The sequence below is a fragment of the Achromobacter sp. ACM04 genome, assembly GCF_014851465.1.
Classification (GTDB): Bacteria; Pseudomonadota; Gammaproteobacteria; order Burkholderiales; family Burkholderiaceae_B; genus Achromobacter; species Achromobacter aegrifaciens.
This window is the reverse complement of the sequence record NZ_JACUZS010000001.1, coordinates 514,066-533,406: the sequence shown is the minus strand read 5'-3', so window position 1 is coordinate 533,406 and position 19,341 is coordinate 514,066. Positions and strand designations below refer to the sequence as shown.

Genomic DNA, 19,341 nt, shown 5'->3' with positions numbered 1-19,341 from the left:
CTATTTCAACCAGAACTCGTCCAGGCCGAACGCGGTGAGGTACGGGTCCGGCTTCACGGGTTCGTCGCTTTCCCAGACGATGTCGAAGCGACCGTCCTCGCGGCACACGCCTATGCGCGGCGTCAGCACGCTATGGTTGTTTTCCGCCAGCACGGACATCTGCCCGTCCGGCGCGTCGAACTGCACCTGATGCACCGCCTGCACCAGCTTGCGGGTGTCCATGCTGCCCACGCGCTGCAAGGCACGTGCGAACAGGTGCATCTGGCTATAGCAGGTCTCGGCATAGACGCTGGCGGGATGGTCGCCGAAGCGGGCGCGCCAGCGTTCCAGGAAATGCGCGTTGGCGGGCGTATCCACCGTATTGAAATAGGTCGCAGCGGTGATGTGGCCCACGCAGCGCCGCGGTCCGATCTCCGCCACCTCCGACTCCGCCATGGTCAGGCTGGCGATGGGGATGTGCGCGGTGGCTGCGCCCTCGGCCTGGCAAGCCTCGTGGTAGCGCTGGTAGAAGCGCTGCGCATCGGAGCCGATCAAGGTGGAAAACACCACGTCGGGCTGGATGCGGCGGATGTCCTCCACCACGTCGTTGATCTCGCTGTCGTCGCAGCCCAGCGGCAGATAGGTTTCATCCAGGATCTCGCCGCCATGCTCCTCGACCGTCTCGCGCATGATGCGGTTGGTCTCGCGCGGGTAGATATAGTCCGCGCCCACCAGGAAGATGCGCGAACCGCAGTTCTGGATCAGGTATGCAGCCAGCTGCATGCTGCCCTGGTTCGGCGCCGCGCCGGTATAGATGACGTTGGGCGAATACTCGAAGCCTTCGTAGACCGAGCCGTACCACAGCAGGGAATTGCTGCGCTCCACCACCGGCAGCATGGCCTTGCGGCAGTGCGAGGTGCAGCCGCCAAAGATGACGCTGACCTCGTCGTCCAGCAGCAGCCTGGCCGCCAGCCGGCGGTACTCTTCGGCGTCGCTGCGCGGGTCGTACACCACCGGCGCCAGCGGCCGCCCCAGAACGCCGCCCAGTTCGTTGATCTCTTCCACCGCCAGTACCGTGCCGAAGAAGTGCTGCGATTCCGTGGTTCCGGTGACGCCGCTGCGCGAATAAAGCACGCCGATGCGCCAGCCCGGCCGCTCTGCGTGCTTGTCCTGGGGCGTACTCATGAGGGAATCCTTGAACGGGTAGTGCGCGTGTGCGTCATGGCGAATCCGGGCCGCGTGGCCTTCATACTTTCAGATGAGCAATGATATTGCCCGCCGCCTCTGGCGCGCCAGCCTCGCCTTCATCGACGATGCTGCCCTGCTTGAGCACCAGGTAGCGATCGGCCACGTCCAGCGCGAACGCCACGTTCTGCTCCACGATGAACATCGTCGTGCCATGCCGCTCGCGTTCCCAGTTCAGCGCGCGGCCCAGGCGCTCGATCACCGAGGGCTGCAGCCCTTCCGTAATCTCGTCCAACAGCAGCAGCGCGGGCCGCTGCATCAGGCCGCGCGCCACCAGCAGCATTTTCTGCTCTCCGCCCGACAGGGTGCCGGCGTGCTGGCGCAGGCGGCTCGTGAACACCGGAAACAGCTCCGCGATCTCGGCGAAGCGTTCGTCGAAGAGTTGGTCGCGCGGCAGCCCCAGGCGCAGGTTGTCGCGGATGCTCAGGTCAGGAAACAGCGGCTGTTCCTGGGCGGCGTAGGCCACGCCGCAACGCGCCACTTCGTACGGCCGCAGCCGGGTGGCGTCGACTCCGCCCACGCTGACCCGCCCGCGCTGCTTGGGCAGATAGCCCATGACGGTCTTGAGCAAGGTGCTCTTGCCCATGCCATTCTTGCCCAGCAGCGCGACGCAGGCGCCGCGCTCGACCGTGAGCGACACGTCATGCAGCACCATGGCCCTCTTGTAGCCGCTGGATACCGCTTCCATGCGCAACGCCGGCGCTGCGATGCTCGTCATTGCCCTGCTCCTTGCGCGGCCGGCGCGCTGCCGGCGTAAATGGTGCGCACCAGTTCGGATTCCACGACCTCGCGGAATCCTCCGTCCATGACGATGCGGCCCTGGTGCAGGACCACGATGCGCGTTGCGATCTCTTTGACGAAATCCAGGTCATGTTCCACCAGCAGGCAGCACAGGCCATAACGGTGCGCCAGGGACGACAGCACGTGGCCGATCTGCAGGCGTTCGGCCTTGCTCAGCCCGGCCGTCGGCTCGTCCAGCAGCACGATGCCCGGTTCCAGCGCCAGCACCATCGCCAGTTCCAGCGCCTGCTGCTGTCCGTGCGACAGGTCGCGCGCCACACGGTCCAGGCACTGGTCCAGGCCGGTCACGCGCAACGTTTCAAGCGCATAGGGCGGCAGATCCAGCGTGGAAGATCGGCGCCACCAAGACGGCCGTTCGCGCAGCGTGGTCGCGATGCGCAGGCTTTCGGCCACCGTCAGCGTGTCGAACACGTTGGCGTTCTGGAACTTGCGGCCCAGTCCGTGGCGCACGCATTGTTCAGGACCATCGCGCCGCAGCACTTCGTGGCCATAGAGTTCCAGCCTGCCCTGGGAACGTTCGGCGCCGTCCGCGATACAGCGCATCAGCGTAGTCTTGCCGGCGCCGTTGGGGCCGATCAGCCCCAGCAGTTCGCCGCCGCGGGCTTGCAGGTCTATGCCTTCCAGCACCTTCAGGCTCCCGAAGTGCTTGGACACGCCCGCCAGGCTCAAGGCCTGGGCCGCGCCGCCGGCCTGCCGCGCAGGGACGACGCGCTCGCCCAGCGCGGGCATGGCCGCGCGCCCTGCCCTTGCGCGCCAGGGCGCGGTCAGCAGGGGAAGCAGCCCGCGCGGCAGCAGCAGGATCACCAGCACAAAGGTCACGCCCAGCAGCAGTTGCCAGACGAACGGCATGTTGCCGCTGAGATAGGAGCCCGCGACGTTGATGAGGATGGCTCCCAGCACCGGCCCCCAGATGGTGCCGCGCCCACCCAGCGCGACCCAGATGATCAGTTCCGTGCCGAAGACGAAGCCCGTCAGCTCCGGCGCCACCACGCCGCTGAACGCGCCATAGCCGAAGCCCGCCAGGCCTGCCACCGCGCCGCAGGCCACCAGCAACGCGATGCGCCAATGGGCGGTGTTCAACCCGAGGTAGCTGCACCGCGCCTCGTTGTCGCGCAGCGCCACCAGGACGCGGCCGCCGTCGCTGCGCACCACCACCCAGGCCAGCAGCGCCACCGCCGACAGGCCGCCTGCCGCGATCACGTACCAGGCCTCCAGCGACAGGTCGAAGGTTTCGTAGCCCGTCAGGCCGGATGAAGAGCCGGTGTAGGTGCCGCCGGACAGCACCAGCTGCATCAGCACGATGGGCAGCACCAGCGAAATCACCGTGGCGAAGAATGGCGAGGCCCCACGGTAGAACGACAGCCAGCCCGTCACCAGCGCCAGCAGCGCCGCGGCGCCCACCGCGGCCAAGGCAGCCAGCGCGGCGATCGCGGGCGAGAATCCGTAGTGCGTGAAGGCCAGGCCCGCGGCGTACGCGCCCACCCCGAAAAAGGCGGACTGGCCGAAAGTCAGGTAGCCGGTGTAGCCCCACAGCACGTCCACGGTGACCGCCGCCACGGCGAAGAACAGCGCCTTGATCAGCACGTTCAGCAAATAGGTGTCGAACAGCCAGGGACCCGCCGCGGTCAGGACCAGGCAAAGCCCGGCCAGGCCCAGCAGGCTGCGGCTGCGCGCGGTCTTTTGCGCCGAGGCGTCGTCAGCGGCGCCAGCCAGCGTTTGAGGGATCAATGCGCGGTCAGTCATGGGCGAATCCTTGAGGACGCAGACGCAGCGTCAGCGCGGCCAGGACGGCGATGGTGACGCCGCCCAGGATCGGGCTGACGTAGACGCTCACCAGCACCTGGCAGGCGCCATAGAGCAGGCAGGTCAGCAGCAGCGCGGTGATCGAATGGCCCGACACCATGACCAGCATGAAGGCGCTGACCAGCCACGGCAGCCCCATGTTCGGGTCGACGCTGGACAGGGGCGTGATCAGCGCGCCGGCCAGCGCGCCCAGCCCCGCGCCCAGGCCGAATGTGGTGAAGCGGATGCGCTCGGCGTTGATGCCCAGGCCGCGCGCCAGATCCTCGTTCATGATGACCGCCCGGGTCCGCACGCCAAAGCGCGTGCCGCTGAGCAGCAGGGTCATCGCGGCATACATCAGCAATGCCGCCGGCACCAGGAACAGGCGGTATGCCGAATACTCCGTCCCAAGAAAGGACACGGCGCCGTGGATGGGCGAATCGGCGAACTTCACTTCGCGCCCGAAGGCCATGGTGATGAGCTGGCCGATCACGATGCCCAGTCCCCAGGTGGCCAGGATGGCGTCCAGCGGCCGCTTGTACAGCGGCTGCACGATCAGCCGTTCCACGCCCATGCCCACCAGCACGCCGACCGCCAACGCGAACGGCAGCGCCAGCCAGGGATTCAGCCCCAGTTGCGTCACCACCAGGCTGGCGTAGCTGCCCAGCGTAAGAATCGCGCCGTGCGCGAAGTTGACGATCTTCATCACGCCGAAGATGATCATCAGCCCGGCCGTCACGATGAACAGCATGGCGGCCGTGCTCAGGATGTCCAGCAGCAAACCCATATCGCTCTCCGGCGCCGCCGGCAGGACCGGCGGCGCTTGTCATGGCATGGCCGTCACTTCAGGTCCGGACACTGCGCGCCCGGGTCGACCTTGTCGAAGGTTTGCAGGATCTTGATGGAACCGTCCTGCTGCACCTGCCCCAGGCGCATGGTCAGCGCCGCGTGGCGCTGGCGGTCCATGGTCACCGGGCCGCGCGGGCCATCGAACGTGACCGCGCTCAACGCCTGCACCACCTTGGGCGCATCGGTGCCGCCAGCCTTTTCGACGGCCGCCTTGTACAGGTAGAAGGCTTCATACTGCGGCGCGGAGAATTCGTTGGCGGTCTTGGCGTCGTTGCCGAACTTCGCCTTCAGGGCGTCCAGAAATTTGCGGTTCTGCGGCGTGTCGATGCTGGTCAGGTACGAGGCCGACATGTACATGCCCACTGCCGTGTCGCCCATGGTCTTGGCCGTGCCTTCGTCGATCGCCAGATTGCCGTAGGGCATGGCCAGGCCAGCAGCCTTGACCTGCTTGGCCAGGCTGACGTTGGGCCCGCCGCCCGCCGTCGAGCTGATCAGCGCGTCCGGGTTGGCCGAGCGTATCTTGGAGACCACCGGCGTCCAGTCGGAACCGTCGATCGGCAGGTACTCTTCTCCCACCACGCGTCCGCCCTGCTTTTCGATGTATTCCCGCGTGAACTTGAGCATGCCGCGGCCGAAGGCGTAGTCGCTGCCCACCAGGAAGAAGGTCTTGGCCTTGCGGTCCTGCATGAAGTGGTCCACCACCGGCGCGACCTGCTGTTCCGGCACCCAGCCGTTCACGTGCAGCCAGCGGTTGCACGACCGCCCTTCATAGAATGACGTGTAGATATAGGGCACCTTGCCGCGCGACACGATGGGCAGCGCGGCGTTGCGCGCCGCGCTGGTTTCCATGGCGATGATGGCATCGACCTTCTTCTGGAACACCAGGGTGTCGTAGGCCTTCTGCGCCCCGACCGCGCCCGAGGCATCGTCGGCGATCTCCAGCACGATCTGGCGGCCGAGGATGCCGCCGGCCGCATTGATCTCGTCGGCCGCCAGTTGCGAGGCCTGCACCACGCCCGGCGCGACCACGCTGTTGGCGCCGGACAGGCCGACGGGCACGCCGATGCGCAGCGGTTCGGCCGCGTGCGCGCTGGCGGCGCCAGCCAGCAGTGCGACAAACGACAGTCGGATCCGGCAGCTATTCAATAGGCTCTTCATGGGTTTTCTCCTTGGGGGGGTACGGCCGTGGACCGTCGTTCAGCGTTGCCGCGGGCCTGCGGCGGCGCCCAACTGCTCGTCATAGATGTCGCGGCGCCTGTCGCGCAGCACATGGTTGAAATCGTTCAACTGGCGCGCACGGCGCGACGCCTTCAGGTCTATGGGCGCCAGCAGCACCTCCTCCTGGTCGATGCTGGCGGGTCCCGCCGCCGTCCAGCCCTGGGACCCCACGATCAGGCTGCGGCCCACGAAGGGCTGGCCGCGCTCGGTGCCGACGCGGTCCGCGCACACCACTGTTAAGCCGTTGCTGTGGGCGCCGCTCATGGTCAGCGCATGGGCCATGACCGGTCCGTCGCGGGTCTGCCCCGGCATCGGCACCCAATTGGTCGGCACCGCCACGATGTCCGCGCCGCGCACCGCCAGCAGCCGGTAGACCTCGGGAAACCAGCCGTCGTAGCAGATGGCCACGCCGATGCGGCCCAGCTCGGTGTCGAACACCGGCAATCCCAGGTCGCCCGCCTCGAAATACAGGTTCTCGTCGCCCCACAGATGCAGCTTGCGATAGGTCCCCAGATAGCCATCCGGACCCGCGACCAGTGCGGAGTTGTAGAGACGCCCTCCGGCGCGCTCCGCGATGCCCGCCACCAGATAGATGCCCAGGCGCTGCGCCAACGCGATCCACGCCTGCGAGCTGGGGCCTTCCGGCACTGGTTCAGCCAGGGCGTAGGCCTCCTCGCGGCTCTCGAACATATATCCCGTGTTGGCCAGTTCAGGCAGCACCACCAGCCGCGCGCCCTGGGCCGCGGCCTGCTCCACCAGTTCGATGGAACGCGCGATGTTGGCGGCGGTTTCGCCGATCGCGGGCTCCATCTGCACGCTGGCCACCCAGGTCACGGCGGCGGGAGAACGTTGCGGTTCCGACACTTGCATGCGAGCTCCATATTCAGAAATTGAAAACGAAAAAGCCCCCGACCACGCATTGCGTGCAAGTCGGGGGCTTCTATAGCCAAGACTGTATGTTCAGGCAGCAATCATTGCTGCGGGGTACTGCAAGCCATTCAGGTCAATGTTGACCGTGTGCGAATGATAGGGAGACGCGGGTTCCTGGGACAATAAGTGCTTTCCCGGACGATATTCCGGCGGGAGTCCGGCACTGCGTCATTGCGACGCATTGGGTCGTCCCGCCCGGCTTGGCATAATACGCAGCCATGAGCAAACCCGCAGCACACCACCCTCCCCTTGCCGCAGGCTGGCTGGCCAGCGCGCCTCCCATCCTGCCTCCTGCCCCGCGCCACTGGCTGTTCCGCCCCGGCGCGCTGACCGCCGGTTTGCGCCAGGTTGGCCAGGTGCGCCTGCGCGTGCTGGCCGAATACGCGGATGGCGCGCCGCCGGACGAAGCCCGGGCGATGGGCCTCGCGCCCGGCACGCCGGTGTGGATTCGCGAGGTGCTGATGTCGGTCAATGGCGTGGACAGCGTGCCTGCCCGCAGCCTGACGCCGCTGCGCGCCTCTCACGGCGCCTGGCAAGGCATGCGCCGCCTCCTGACCCGGCCATTGGCGGACATGCTTTACCACGACAGCACGGTCGAGCGTTCGCCGTTTGCCTGCCGCCGGCTGGCCTCGCCGGTGCCGTTCCATGCCACCGCGCTGAGCGTATTGCCGGCCGGCCAGCGCGACCGCGATGGCGGACGCATCTGGGCGCGCCGCTCGGTGTTCTGGCGCCAGGGCCAGCCGCTGCTGGTGGCCGAGTGCTTCCTGCCGGCGTTCTGGGAGCTGGTCGCCGATCAGCCGGTGCCGCCGCTGGTGCCGCATCAGCGCACGCCGCGCTGACACCCCGGCCTCAGCCTTCGTAGCGGCGCCCGCGCTCCAGCAGTTCGGGCGTGCCGATCACAGCGTTCAAGCCGTCGAAATCCAGCATGCCCTCACGCCAGGGCGCGGTCGTGCCATGCTGGCGCAGGCTGGCGTAGTAGCCCTGCAGCGTGTGCGCCACCGCGCGCGCCGTGCCGCCCGGGAAGATGACGATGCGGAATCCCAGCGCGGTCAGCGCATCGGCGCTTTGCACCGGGGTCTTGCCGCCTTCGACCATGTTGGCCAGCAGCGGCGCGCGGTGCGCAAAGCGGCTGCACGCCGCCTGCATCTGCTCCGGCGTGCGCAACGCCTCGATGAACAGCGCGTCCGCGCCCGCTTCCAGATACGATTCCGCGCGGTCCATAGCCGCTTCCAGTCCCTCCACTGCCAGCGCGTCGGTACGCGCCAGGATCAGGGTGGACGCATGCGCGCGGGCATCCACCGCGGCCCGCAGCTTGCCGCGCATCTCGGCGGCCGGGATCACGGCCTTGCCGTCCAGATGGCCGCAGCGCTTGGGAAAGGTCTGGTCTTCCAGCTGGATCATGGCGGCGCCGGCGCGCTCCAGGCCGCGCACGGTGCGCTGCGTGTTGAGGGCATTGCCGAAGCCGGTGTCGGCGTCGACGATAACGGGCGTGGCCACCCGCTCGGTGATGCGGGCCAGCGTGTCCTCGACCTCGCTGTACGTGGTAAGGCCGATATCCGAGCGGCCCAGCCGCGTGTATGCGATGGACGCGCCCGACAGGTATAGCGCGCCGAAGCCCGCCTGTTCGGCGATCAGCGCGGACAAGGCATCGTAGACGCCGGGAGCCAGCACGGCGCCGCCGGCCAGCTGTGCTTGCAGATTCTGTATTTGCATGGTCTGGAAAATCCTAGGAAAGCTCGCGGCCCAGCAGGGATGCGGCGGTCGCCGCGGCGATATGGCCGCCCGCCACTGCGCTGAGCAGGCCATTGCCGGACAGGTAGCCGGACACGTCGTTGCCCGACACGCCGCGCGCCGCGCCGCCTGCGGCCAGCAGATTGGGCAAGGCATGGCCCATCTGGTCCAGCACGCGGCAATCCGCGTCGATGTCCAGGCCACCTTGCGTATGGAACAGCGCGCCTGTCACCTTGACGGCGTGATATGGCGCCTGCAGCGTCCGCTCGAAGCGCCGGCCGTACGGATCGGCGGCGTCGGGGGCCACGCTTGCGAGCGTCGCGCGCAGCGTCGCTTCGTCGCAGCCGATTACCCCCGCCAGCGCCGCAACGTCGGCGCAGGTCTTCAGCGCCTGACCCGCCTCTGCCTGGACGAAGTCTGGAAAACCGCGCGCCAGCGCCAGCGTGCGGTCGTCGAATACGTTCCAGGCCACGCCGCCCGGTTGCTCCAGCACATGCACCGCGGCCTCGGAATAGCCGTGCGTCTCGTCATGAAAGCGCCGCCCCGCGCCATTGATCTGCACGCCGCCGTCCATCATCACCGCCCAGGAGATCAGTGCGCCCTGCGGCGTGGCCCAGGAGCCATGCCCCTGGTAGCCGCCCAGGTCGGCCAGGCGCGCGCCCAGCTGCACTCCCCATTCGATCGCGCTGCCGTCGTTGCCGACGTGGCCGCCGTAGACGGCCTCGCGCATGGCCGGCAGATGTTTGCCCACCATCGCCGCGTTGCCGCCAAAGCCGTTGCAGGCCAGGATCAGCACGTCGCAACCGATCACGTCGATGGAGCCGTCCGGCCGCTCGCAGCCCACCGCCGTGATGCGGCCGGCTTCGTCCGTCCAGATCTGCCGCGCCAGGGCGCGGGTCAGCAGATAGGCTCCGGCTGCGGTGGCGGCGCGCTCCAGCGCGGCCACCAGGGCCGCGCCCGTGCGCTCGGGCAAAGTGTGCATGCGGCGGGCGCTGTGGCCCGGGTACAGGAAGCCGTCCAGCACCTGGAAATCCAGGCCGTGGCGCGCAAGGTTGTCGATCGCGGCGGCTGCCGCGCCCGTGTAGGCATCGACCAGCTGCGGCGCGGCCGTGCCGCCGGTCTTGGCCTGGATATCCGCGGCAAAGCGCTGCGCGTCGTCCTCGATGCCGGCGGCCCGCTGCGCCGCCGATCCCGCTGCCGGGATGAAGCCCGACGACAAGGCGGTGGAGCCGCTGGGCGCGGCGTCGCGCTCGATCAGCACGGTCTCGATGCCGGCATCGGCCAGGCGCAGCGCGGCGGTCAGGCCGCAAGCGCCCGCGCCGATGATGGCCACCGGCACGTGCATCGCGTCCGCGCCAGGCGCTGCACCCCGCAGGACTTGCGGCGCGCTCACGAGGCCAGCCTGTCCAGGAATTCCTGGCAGGACAGCACATCGGCCACGGTGCGCAAATCCGCCAGCGCGGCATCATGCATGGCCGGCGTGGGCGCGGCGCAGCCATCGGCCAGCACCGCCACGTGATAATCCCGCATGTGGGCGTCGCGCGCGGTGCTGGCCACGCCGCCATTGGTGACGATGCCGGCGATCACCACGTTGGAGATGCCCGCGCGCCGCAGCACCCAGTCCAGCTGGGTATTGAAGAAGGCGGAATACGCCACCTTCCAGACCGACACGTCCACCAGTCCGTCCAGTTCGGCGACGTTGGCCTGCCCCTTGGAGCCGGCGACGAAATCGCCCTTGCGCAGGAACGGGCGCAACTGCCGCAGATGCGGCGAGATCATGGGTTCGCCGTGCGCGTCCGGCCATAGCGTGAACTGGCTGGCCGCCACGAAGCCTCCTCGCTCCTTGAGCTTGCGGGCCACGGGCGCGACCCGGGCGGGCAAGGCCCGCGCCTGCGGACTGACGGCGCCGCCGCGGTCGTAGGCGCCGCCGGGCGCGAGGAAATCGTTCTGCAGATCGATGACGACCAGCGCTGTGCTGCGGGGATCGAAGGCTGACATGGGCTCTGCTCCTAGGAAGCCTGGCGGGCGATCAGCAGATTGCCCAGGGAATCGACCTGGCCGGCAAAGCCGGGCTCGATCCAGATCGTGGTGTCGGGCTGCTCCAGGATGGCGGGTCCCGCCACCTCTGCGCCCACCGGCAGGTCCAGCCGCGCATAGCGCACGGCGTCATGCCATTGCCCGCCATGGAAGACGGGCTGCGTGCCCAGCGCGTCCGGCATCGCGGTGCTGGTCGGCGCCAGCAGCGCCAGATCGAACTTGGGGCGCTGGCCGATGCGCGCATAGCGCAGGTTCAGGATGCGCACCGCGATGCCGTCCAGGCTGCGGCCGAAGGCAGCGCGGTAAGCGCGCTCGAAGGCGGCGCCGATGCCGGCGCGGTTCAGTTCATCACGGCCGACTTCCACTCGCACCGTATGGCTCTGACCCACGTACAGCATGTCCAGTTCGATGCTCTCGCGTATGCCCTGAAAGCCCACGCCAGCGGAATCGAGCCGCTCCTGGCAGGCCAGGGCCAGGCCATCGATGCGGGCCAGCAGGTCGTCGGCATCCAGGGCGGCGAGCGCCACGTTCAGGGTCTGCACGCCGTCATGCCGCATGTCGGCCATGACGCAGCCCAGGGCCGAGGTCACGCCGGGGTAGCGCGGCACGATGCCGCGTGCCGCGTCCACTTCGTTCATCATGGCGCAGACGTGCAGCGCGCCGCCGCCGCCAAACGGCATGTAGGCGAACTTGCGCGGGTCGTGGCCGCGCTCGATGGACACCACGCGGATCGCGCCCGCCATCTTGGCATTGGCCACGGTCAGGATGGCCTCGGCCGCGGCATGCACGTCCAGGCCGAGCGGCTTGGCCACGTGTTCCTCGATGGCGGCGCGCGCCAGCGCCACGTCCATGGTGGCAAGCAGGCCACCGCCCAGCGGGCGCTCGGCCGCGATGCGGCCCAGCAGCACGTTGGCGTCGGTCACGGTGGGACGGGTGTTGCCCCGGCCATAGCAGGCCGGCCCTGGCACGCTGCCGGCGGATTCGGGACCCACCTGCAGCAGGCCGCCCGCGTCCACGCTGGCAATCGAGCCGCCGCCCGCGCCTATGGTTTCGATCTGGATCATGGGCGCGCGCACCACCATGCCGAAGTCGATGGAGGTCTGCGCCGACAGCGAGGCCTCGCCGTCCGCCACCAGCGACACGTCGAAGGAAGTACCGCCCATGTCGCCGCTGACCACGTTGGGAAAGCCCGCGGCGCGCGCGATCGCAGCGCAGGCGATGACACCCGCGGCCGGGCCCGACAGCGCGGTGCGCACCGGCACGTCGCAAGCGGTCTGGCGCGACATCACGCCGCCGTTGCTCTGCACCACCAACAGTTCGCCGCCGAAGCCGTTGTCCTTCAGATCCGCTTCCAGCCGGGTCAGATAGCCGCCGACCACCGGCTGCAGCGAGGCGTTGAGCACGGCCGTGGAACAGCGCTCGAATTCGCGGATCTCGGGCAGCACCTCGGTCGCGGCGGTGACGTTGCCGTTGGGCCAGAGCGCGCGCACGCAGGCCGCGGCCTGCGCCTCATTGGCCGGATTGGCATAGGCATTGACGAAGAAGAGGCAGACCGCCTCACAGCCTTGCTCCAGCAGTTGGCGGGCCGCGGCCTCGACCTGGGCCAGGTTTACCGGCGTGTCGATGGTGCCGTCGGCCAGCACGCGCTCCTCGACTTCCAGGCGCAGGTCGCGCGGAACCACCGGCTCATAGTTGCCGCGCAGGCCCCAGGTCTGGGGTCGGTCGCGACGGCGCATTTCCAGCACGTCGCGAAAACCTGCCGTGGTGATGATGCCGGTGCGCGCCACCTTGCGCTCCAGCAGCGCGTTGGTGCCTACCGTGGTGCCGTGCACGATGGTGGCGATGGCGTCCGCGCCATCGGCCACGCGGGCAATGCCGTTCATGAAGCCGCGCGCTTCCTCGCCGCGGGTGGAAGGCACCTTCACCACGCGGGCGCCACCGCCCGCCTCGTCCAGCACGAATATATCGGTGAACGTGCCGCCCACGTCCACGCCTACGACCAAGCCTTGTGCCGCGCTCATGCCGACTGCTCCTTCAGATTTCCACTTACATAGCCCATCTTGCGGTCATGCTCGCGCGCCGCCTGCGTACGCGCGGCAGGCTCGCCATAGCCGCCTCCCCCGGGCGTTTCCAGCCGAACCCGGTCGCCGCGCTGGAGCTGGATGCCCAGCATCTTCGAACGCATGGGCGGGGTCTGCCAGCCACCGTCCTGCTGATAGCGGAAAACGTTCAGCGCCGCTTCCCTGCCGCCTGCGATGCCCTTGGGCGCGCTCTTGCCGCGCTCGCCGAAGATGAAGGCTTCGGCGCTGTCTTCCAGCAGTTCGATTTCATAGATGGCGCCCAGCCCGCCGCGGTGCTGGCCGTCGCCCGCCGAATCGGGCCGCAGCGCCCATTGCGTGAAACGCACGGGATAGGCCGCCTCCAGGATCTCCAGCGGCGGAATGGTGGCCGTAGAGATGGGCGCATTGCCGTGGCTGAGCCCGTCGCCGTCTGAATGGCCGCCGTGGCCGCCGCCGAAGAAGCTGAACATCACCCAGCGCTGGCCGCGCCGGGCGGGGTCGCTGCGGTAGCCGGCGATCGACAAGGCATTGATGGTGCCGTAGGCCTGCGCCAGCGCGCGCGCCGGCTCGGCCTGGGCCATGGCGCAGAAGATCACGTCGATCATGCGCAGGATGGTTTCGGTATAGCCGCCGACCGGACGCGGGCGGTCCGCCGAGATCACCAGGCCGTCCGGCAGCACCACGTCCACCGCGTCCAGCACGCCGGCGTTGGCCGGCACGTCCGGGAACAGGTGCTTCAGGGCCACGTAGCAGGCCGCGATCGCCGTGGCGCGGGAGATGTTCACCGGCCCGGCGCAGGCCGGCGAGGTACCGGTGAAATCCAGCGTCAGACGCTCGCCCTGGACTATGAGATTGAGCGCGATGCGCAACGGCTGGTCGCGCACGCCGTCGTTGTCCAGCATGTCTTCGAAGGCGTACTCGCCGTCGGGCAGGCGCGAGATATGGTCGCGCATCAGGCGGCGCGCCCGTTCGCGCAGCGTGTCCAGCGATTCCAGCACGGTGGCGTCGCCGTATTCGTCGAGCAGGCCATCCAGCCGGCCCGCGCCCAGTTCCAGCGCCGCCAACTGACCGTTCAGGTCGCCCCACAGGCTGTCCGGCAGGCGCGTATTGGCCTTCAGGATGGCCAGCACGTCCAGGTCGAGCACGCCCGCGCGCACGATGCGCACCGGCGGAATCTGCACGGCTTCCTGCCAGCATTCAGTGGCGGCGGGGTTGTAGTTGCCCGGCACCGCGCCGCCGACGTCATGCCAGTGGGCCGCCGAGGCCAGGAAGCAGAACAGCTTGCCGCCGCGGAACACCGGACGCACCAGCTTGAAGTCGTTGGCGTGGGTGCCGCCTTCGTAGGGATCGTTGAACAGCCAGACGTCGCCGTCGACCATGCCGCCCCGCTCGGCGGCCGCCTTGGCCGCGGCCTTGACGGCGAATGCCATCGCGCCCACGAATACCGGCAGGCCGGACTTGCCCTGCACCAGCGTGGCGCCGGTGGCGGCGTCGTACATGCCGTGGCAGGCGTCGTGGGCCTCGGCGATGATGGGGTTGAACGCGCTGCGGTACAGCGTGGCGTCCATCTCGTCGGCGATCTGTTCCAGGCGGCCTTTCAGGACCGCGAGTGTGACGGGGTCAAGCATGATGTGGTTCCTAATGAGTCTTGCGCTGTTTCAGCAAATTCAGCAGTCCGCCGGCCTGCACCATTTCCAGCAGGAAGGCGGGCACGGTGTCGCAATGCAGTTCCGCAGGTTCTCCCGCGGCGCGGCGGATGCGGCCGGCGGCGGGATCCAGGGCGATGCGCTCGCCCTCTTGCAGGGTTTCGGCCTGTGGGCAGGTCAACAGCAGCAGGCCCACGTTGAAGGCGTTGCGGAAATACAGGCCGTTGAAGGACGGCGCGACCACCGCGGCGATGCCCAGGCGCACCAGCGCCGCGGCAGCCTGTTCGCGCGAGGAGCCGATGCCGAAGTTGGGACCGGCCACCAGCACGTCGCCCGGCCGCGCGCCGGCGGCGAACTCGGGCCGAACGCGCTGCAGGCAGTGGCGCGCGATCTCGTCGATGCCGAATTTCATATACGCGCCAGGCGCCAGCGCGTCGGTGTCGATATCTGCGCCCACGCGCCAGACGCGGTGCGTCACGGACTGCTCGGTCATGCCATGAACTCCCGCGGATCGGCGATGCGGCCGGCTATCGCCGATGCCGCCACCGTATAGGGTGAAGCCAGATAGACCTGGGCCGTCTCCGAGCCCATCCGCCCCTTGAAATTGCGCGCCGTGGTGGCGATGACGCTGGCGCCGTCGGGGATGGACCCGCCGTAGCCCGCGCAGGCGCCGCAGGATGTGGCCAGCACGTCCGCGCCGGCATCGCGCAGCGCCTGCATCACCCCTTCCGCCTCGGCCTGGCACTGGTCCTGCCGGCTGGCCGGCGCCACCATCAGGCGCATGCCGGCGGCCAGCCGGTGGCCGCGCAACACGCTGGCCGCGGCGCGCAGGTCCTCCAGCTTGGCGCCGGTGCAGGCGCCGATATAGGCCACTTGCAGCGGCACGTCGCCATACTGATCCACGTCGCGCGCATTGGCCGGGCTGTGCGGCGCGGCGACCTGCGGCGCCAGCGCCGCGGCATCGAAATCGTGCCATTCGGCCTGCGCCCCTTCGTCGCTGCGCCAGCGCGCCAGATCGATCTTGTCCGTGACGCCCGCCTCGCGCAGATAGGCCTCGGTGGTTGCATCCGGCGCGATCAGGCCGACCTGCGAGCCCAGTTCGGCGCTCATGTTGGACAGGGTCATGCGTTCCTGCATCGACAAGGCGCGCACCGCTTCGCCGCAGAATTCCACCGCCTGGTAGCGACCGCCGTTCATGCCGTAGCGGCCTATCATGTGCAGCATCATGTCCTTGGCGGTCACGCCCGGCGCCAGCCGGCCGCTCCAGCGCATCATCAGGGTCTGCGGCACCTTCACCCAGATCTGCCCGGTGACGGCCACGCCCAGCATCTCGGTGCTGCCGATGCCGAACATGTAGGCGCCGAATGCCCCGCCGGTAGGCGAATGCGAGTCCCCGCCCACGCAGAACATGCCGGGGCGGATATGCCCATGCTGCGGCACCACCACGTGGCAGATGCCGAGCGAGTCATAGACGTTGGGCAAGCGCTGTTCGGCCGCCCAATCGCGCGCGATGCGCACGATGCGGCGCGACTCGTCATCGGATTCGGGCACGTAGTGGTCTATGACCAGCACGATCCTGGATGGATCCCACAGCGTGGCGCCCAGTTCCTGCAACATGGGCTGCAGGCGGCGCGGACCGCTGGAATCATGGAACATGGCCAGGTCGACCGCACAGGTGACGATTTCGCCCTCGGCAACGGAAGCACGGCCACAGGCCGCCGCGATCAGCTTCTGCGCCAGCGTTTGAGGCTCGGCCATGGCTACATCCCGAGATAGGCCCGGCGCACGTCGTCGCTGGCCATCAGTTCCGGACAGGCGCCGCTATAGCGCACCGCCCCGTTTTCCAGCACGTAGGCGCGCTGTCCCGTCTCCAGGGACTGCCCCACGTTCTGCTCCACCAGCAGGATCGCCAGTCCCTCGCCATGGAGGCGCGCGATCAGGCCGAACAGCTCTTCGACCATCAGCGGCGACAGGCCCAGCGACGGCTCGTCCAGGATCAGAAGGCGCGGCTCGGCCATCAGGCCGCGGCCGATGGCCAGCATCTGCTGTTCACCGCCGGACATGGTGCCAGCCAGTTGCGCCAGGCGTTCGCGCAGGCGCGGGAAGATGTGCAGCACCTTCTCCAGGTTGGCGGCGCGGCGCTCGCGCGCCCGGGTGAATGACCCGAGTTCAAGGTTTTCGCGCACGCTCAGGTTGGGGAACACGCGCCGGCCTTCCGGCACCTGGATCAGCCCGGCCTTGACCACGTCGCGGTAATGGCGGCCGGTCAGGTCCTGGCCCTCGAAGCGGACCGTGCCGCCCCAGGGCCGGCACAGACCGCAGACCGTGTTGTTCAGCGTGGACTTGCCCGCGCCATTGCTGCCCAGCAGCACCACGATCTCGCCCTGGTCGACCCGCAGGTCGACGCCGCGCAGTACTTCCATGCGGCCGTAGCCGGCGCGCAATCCCTGGACTTCCAGCAGCGCGCTCATGCCGGCGCTCCCTGCGCGGCCAGCCTGGCCGCCGCGCCCTGGCCCAGATAGGCCTCGACCACCGCCGGATCGCGCGTGACCTCGCCCGGCGTGCCCGAGGCGATAAGGCGGCCCTGCGCCAGCACCCATACATGTTCGGCCAGGCTCATCACCGCGCGCATCACATGTTCGATCATCAGCACGGTCACGCCGTCTTCGGCCAGCTTCTTCACCACCGGTATCATCTCGTCGATCTCGCTGGGGTTGAGCCCCGCCAACACTTCGTCCAGCAGCAGCAGGCGCGGCCGCGTGGCCAGCGCGCGCGCCAGCTCCAGGCGCTTGCGGCCGGCCACCGTCAGATCCGCCGCCGGCCGGTCCAGCAAGGCCCCCAGATTGACCCGCGCCGCAACCTCTTCGGCCGCTTGCAGCGCCTCGCGGCGATTGCCCAGGCGCAAATGCGCGCCCACGGCGATGTTCTGGCGCACCGTCTGCGCGCCGAAGGGCTGCACGATCTGGAAGGTGCGGGTCAGCCCGAGCCGCGCCGATTCGTGCGGCGGACGGCCGGTGATGTCGGTGCCGGCGAAATGCACCGAGCCGGAACCGGGTTTGAGAAAGCCCGACAACAGGCCGAACAGCGTGGTCTTGCCCGCGCCGTTGGGACCGACCAGGGCCGTCAGCGAACCCTGGCGCACGTCCAGGCTCACATCCTGGACCGCCTTCAGGCCGCCGAAAGTGATGGAAAGATTGCGCGCTTGCAGCAGGATCTCAGACACGGGCGCGCTCCTTGGCACTGAACAGCCGGCCCAAAGCCTGGCCGCTGCCGGTGATGCCGCGGGGCAGGAACATCACGATCACGATGAGCACCACGCCGTAGATGACCATGCTGATGCCCGGCAGTTCGCCAAACAGGTTGCGCGTCAGGTCGCTCAGCGCATGCAGCGTGACCGCTCCCAGCACCGGCCCCCACAAGGTGCCCAGGCCGCCGACGATGGCGCCGACCAGGGCCTCCACCGACACGGCCGAGCCGAAGGCGATGCCCGGATCGATGTACTGGAACACCTGCACGTAGAAGGCGCCCGCGGCGCTCATGAAGGCCGCAGACAGCGCGATGCCGCCGAGCTTGACCCGCAGCGGATTCACGCCGATGGCGCGCGCCGCGTCCTCGTTGTCGCGCACGGCTTGCAGGTAGGCGCCGAAGCGCGAATGGCGCAGCCATGCCGTGACCACCAGCGCCAGCAGCACGAAGCCCAGCAGCAGGTAGATGTAGCCGCGGCGCGAACCGAACTGCATGTTCGCCACGCCCTCCTGCAACGGCACCATCAGGCCCACGCCGCCCCCGGTGAACGACACCGACAACGCCAGGATGCGGAACACTTCCGCAAACGCCAGCGTCACCAGCGCGAAGTAAGAGCCCTTCAGGCCATAGCGGAACGTCAGCCCGCCCACCGCCAGCCCGACCAGTGCGCCCAGCGCGATGGCCATCGGCAGCGCCAGCCAGGGATTGATGCCCAGGTTCAGCTGCCCCAGCGCCTGGGCATAGGCGCCCACGCCGAAGAACAGCGCATGGCCGAACGACAGCTGGCCGCCATAGCCGCCCAGGATGTTCCAGGCCTGCGACAACAGGGCCGCGTACAGCGACATCATGACGAACGTCAGCGCCACGCCCGATTCGGTCAGCGTGGCGGCGGCCGCCAGCGCCGCGCCGAACAGCGCGATAGTCAAAAGATCCTTGCCCATGCTCAGCCCCTCGCCCCGAACAGCCCCTGCGGGCGAAACAGCAGCACCGCGATGAAGATCGCGAATATGCCCATCTGGCCCAGCGAGTCGCCCAGGAACAGGCCCCCGATGGACTCCACCACCCCGATCAGCAGGCCGCCGACCAGCGCGCCCACGAAGCTGCCCATGCCGCCGAGCACCACGATGGTGAAGGCCACCAGCACGAAGCCGCCGCCGACCTGCGGATTGACGTAGTAGGCCGGCAGCAGGAAGCAGGCCGCCGCGCCCAGGCAGGCCATGCCGATGCCGAACGACAATGCATAGACCTTTTCCACGTCTATGCCCATGAGCTTGGCGCCTTGCTTTTCCTTGGCCACCGCGCGGATCGCCCGGCCCAGGTCGGTGCTGCGGATGATCCAGAACAGCACCGCCGCCACCGCCAGCGCGCCACAGAAGGCGATGACCTTGGGCAAGGCGATCATGGCCGGCCCGATCTCCACGGTGGACAGCGTGTAGGCCGTGTCGATGGTGCGCGTATCCGACTTGAACCACACCAGCGCCAGGTTCTCCAGCACGATGGCCAGGCCCAGCGTCACCAGCAGGATGTTCTCGTCCTTGCCGTGGCTGGCGCGGTTGATCACGTAACGCTGCAAGGCGTAGCCCAGCGCGAACATGCCCGCCACCACCAGCGGCAAGGCGGCGTACGGGTCGATGCCCAGGCGGTCCTTCAGCAGATACACCGCGTACAGCGCCACCATCAGCGCCGCGCCATGGGCGAAGTTGATGATGTGCAGCACGCCGTAGATCAAGGTCAGGCCCAAGGCGATCAGCGCGTACACCGCGCCCGTGGTCAGGCCGTTGAGCACCGACGAAAAGAGGATGGCGGGATCGAGCACG

At 68.6% G+C, this 19,341-nt stretch carries 18 protein-coding genes; 1 reads left to right on the top strand and 17 read right to left on the bottom strand.

All coding sequences use genetic code 11. The features are described from left to right. From IB259_RS02605 to IB259_RS02580, 6 genes are all read right to left on the bottom strand, one after another. Positions 1–1,164: a transporter substrate-binding domain-containing protein gene (locus tag IB259_RS02605; protein WP_192327410.1), complete on the bottom strand. Its 1,164-nt coding sequence runs from the start codon at positions 1,162–1,164 to the stop codon at positions 1–3. A gap of 61 nt (positions 1,165–1,225) precedes the next feature. Then, positions 1,226–1,942 carry an ABC transporter ATP-binding protein gene (locus IB259_RS02600; protein WP_192327407.1) on the bottom strand — a complete coding sequence of 239 codons (717 nt, stop codon included), beginning with the start codon at positions 1,940–1,942 and terminating at the stop codon, positions 1,226–1,228. After that, positions 1,939–3,768, bottom strand: a complete 1,830-nt coding sequence (locus tag IB259_RS02595; RefSeq protein WP_192327404.1) for an ATP-binding cassette domain-containing protein — start codon at positions 3,766–3,768, stop codon at positions 1,939–1,941. The genes IB259_RS02600 and IB259_RS02595 overlap by 4 nt, the downstream gene beginning before the upstream one ends. After that, on the bottom strand, positions 3,761–4,594 hold the full coding sequence (locus IB259_RS02590) for a branched-chain amino acid ABC transporter permease (RefSeq protein ID WP_054456630.1): 834 nt from the start codon (positions 4,592–4,594) through the stop codon (positions 3,761–3,763). The genes IB259_RS02595 and IB259_RS02590 overlap by 8 nt, the downstream gene beginning before the upstream one ends. Before the next feature lie 53 nt (positions 4,595–4,647). Beyond that, positions 4,648–5,814: a substrate-binding protein gene (locus IB259_RS02585; RefSeq protein ID WP_054456629.1), complete on the bottom strand. Its 1,167-nt coding sequence runs from the start codon at positions 5,812–5,814 to the stop codon at positions 4,648–4,650. Positions 5,815–5,853: 39 nt separating this feature from the next. After that, positions 5,854–6,744, bottom strand: coding sequence for a nitrilase family protein (locus IB259_RS02580; RefSeq protein WP_192327401.1), 891 nt, complete (start codon positions 6,742–6,744; stop codon positions 5,854–5,856). A gap of 278 nt (positions 6,745–7,022) precedes the next feature. Between IB259_RS02580 and IB259_RS02575 the strand changes: the two genes are divergently transcribed. Continuing rightward, on the top strand, positions 7,023–7,643 hold the full coding sequence (locus IB259_RS02575; protein WP_192327398.1) for a chorismate lyase: 621 nt from the start codon (positions 7,023–7,025) through the stop codon (positions 7,641–7,643). A gap of 10 nt (positions 7,644–7,653) precedes the next feature. Here IB259_RS02575 and IB259_RS02570 read toward each other — a convergent pair whose 3' ends face one another. From IB259_RS02570 to IB259_RS02520, 11 genes are read right to left on the bottom strand one after another with little or no spacing between them, the layout of a single operon-like run. Beyond that, positions 7,654–8,517 (bottom strand): oxaloacetate decarboxylase, encoded by an 864-nt coding sequence (locus IB259_RS02570; RefSeq protein WP_192327395.1) that lies wholly within the window; start codon positions 8,515–8,517, stop codon positions 7,654–7,656. A gap of 13 nt (positions 8,518–8,530) precedes the next feature. Next, positions 8,531–9,928, bottom strand: coding sequence for an FAD-dependent oxidoreductase (locus IB259_RS02565; RefSeq protein WP_119449515.1), 1,398 nt, complete (start codon positions 9,926–9,928; stop codon positions 8,531–8,533). After that, the gene (locus IB259_RS02560) at positions 9,925–10,533 is read right to left on the bottom strand and encodes a cysteine hydrolase family protein (RefSeq protein WP_054456624.1); all 609 of its coding nucleotides are present in this window, start codon (positions 10,531–10,533) and stop codon (positions 9,925–9,927) included. Before IB259_RS02560 ends, IB259_RS02565 begins: the two co-directional genes overlap by 4 nt. 11 nt (positions 10,534–10,544) lie before the next feature. After that, the gene (locus IB259_RS02555; protein WP_192327392.1) at positions 10,545–12,593 is read right to left on the bottom strand and encodes a hydantoinase/oxoprolinase family protein; all 2,049 of its coding nucleotides are present in this window, start codon (positions 12,591–12,593) and stop codon (positions 10,545–10,547) included. Then, positions 12,590–14,260 carry a hydantoinase B/oxoprolinase family protein gene (locus IB259_RS02550; RefSeq protein WP_054456622.1) on the bottom strand — a complete coding sequence of 557 codons (1,671 nt, stop codon included), beginning with the start codon at positions 14,258–14,260 and terminating at the stop codon, positions 12,590–12,592. Before IB259_RS02550 ends, IB259_RS02555 begins: the two co-directional genes overlap by 4 nt. 10 nt (positions 14,261–14,270) lie before the next feature. Continuing rightward, positions 14,271–14,771, bottom strand: a complete 501-nt coding sequence (locus IB259_RS02545; protein ID WP_054456621.1) for a 3-isopropylmalate dehydratase — start codon at positions 14,769–14,771, stop codon at positions 14,271–14,273. Further along, positions 14,768–16,036: a 3-isopropylmalate dehydratase large subunit gene (locus tag IB259_RS02540; RefSeq protein WP_192327389.1), complete on the bottom strand. Its 1,269-nt coding sequence runs from the start codon at positions 16,034–16,036 to the stop codon at positions 14,768–14,770. Before IB259_RS02540 ends, IB259_RS02545 begins: the two co-directional genes overlap by 4 nt. A gap of 2 nt (positions 16,037–16,038) precedes the next feature. Next, entirely contained in the window at positions 16,039–16,749 is a 711-nt protein-coding gene (locus IB259_RS02535; protein ID WP_119449513.1) for an ABC transporter ATP-binding protein, read from the bottom strand. Continuing rightward, complete coding sequence (locus IB259_RS02530; RefSeq protein WP_175163260.1) at positions 16,746–17,501, bottom strand: ABC transporter ATP-binding protein; 756 nt, start codon at positions 17,499–17,501, stop codon at positions 16,746–16,748. The genes IB259_RS02535 and IB259_RS02530 overlap by 4 nt, the downstream gene beginning before the upstream one ends. Beyond that, positions 17,494–18,465, bottom strand: coding sequence for a branched-chain amino acid ABC transporter permease (locus IB259_RS02525; protein ID WP_119449511.1), 972 nt, complete (start codon positions 18,463–18,465; stop codon positions 17,494–17,496). The genes IB259_RS02530 and IB259_RS02525 overlap by 8 nt, the downstream gene beginning before the upstream one ends. A 2-nt stretch (positions 18,466–18,467) precedes the next feature. After that, positions 18,468–19,340, bottom strand: a complete 873-nt coding sequence (locus IB259_RS02520; RefSeq protein WP_013393327.1) for a branched-chain amino acid ABC transporter permease — start codon at positions 19,338–19,340, stop codon at positions 18,468–18,470. Position 19,341 lies beyond the last annotated feature (1 nt).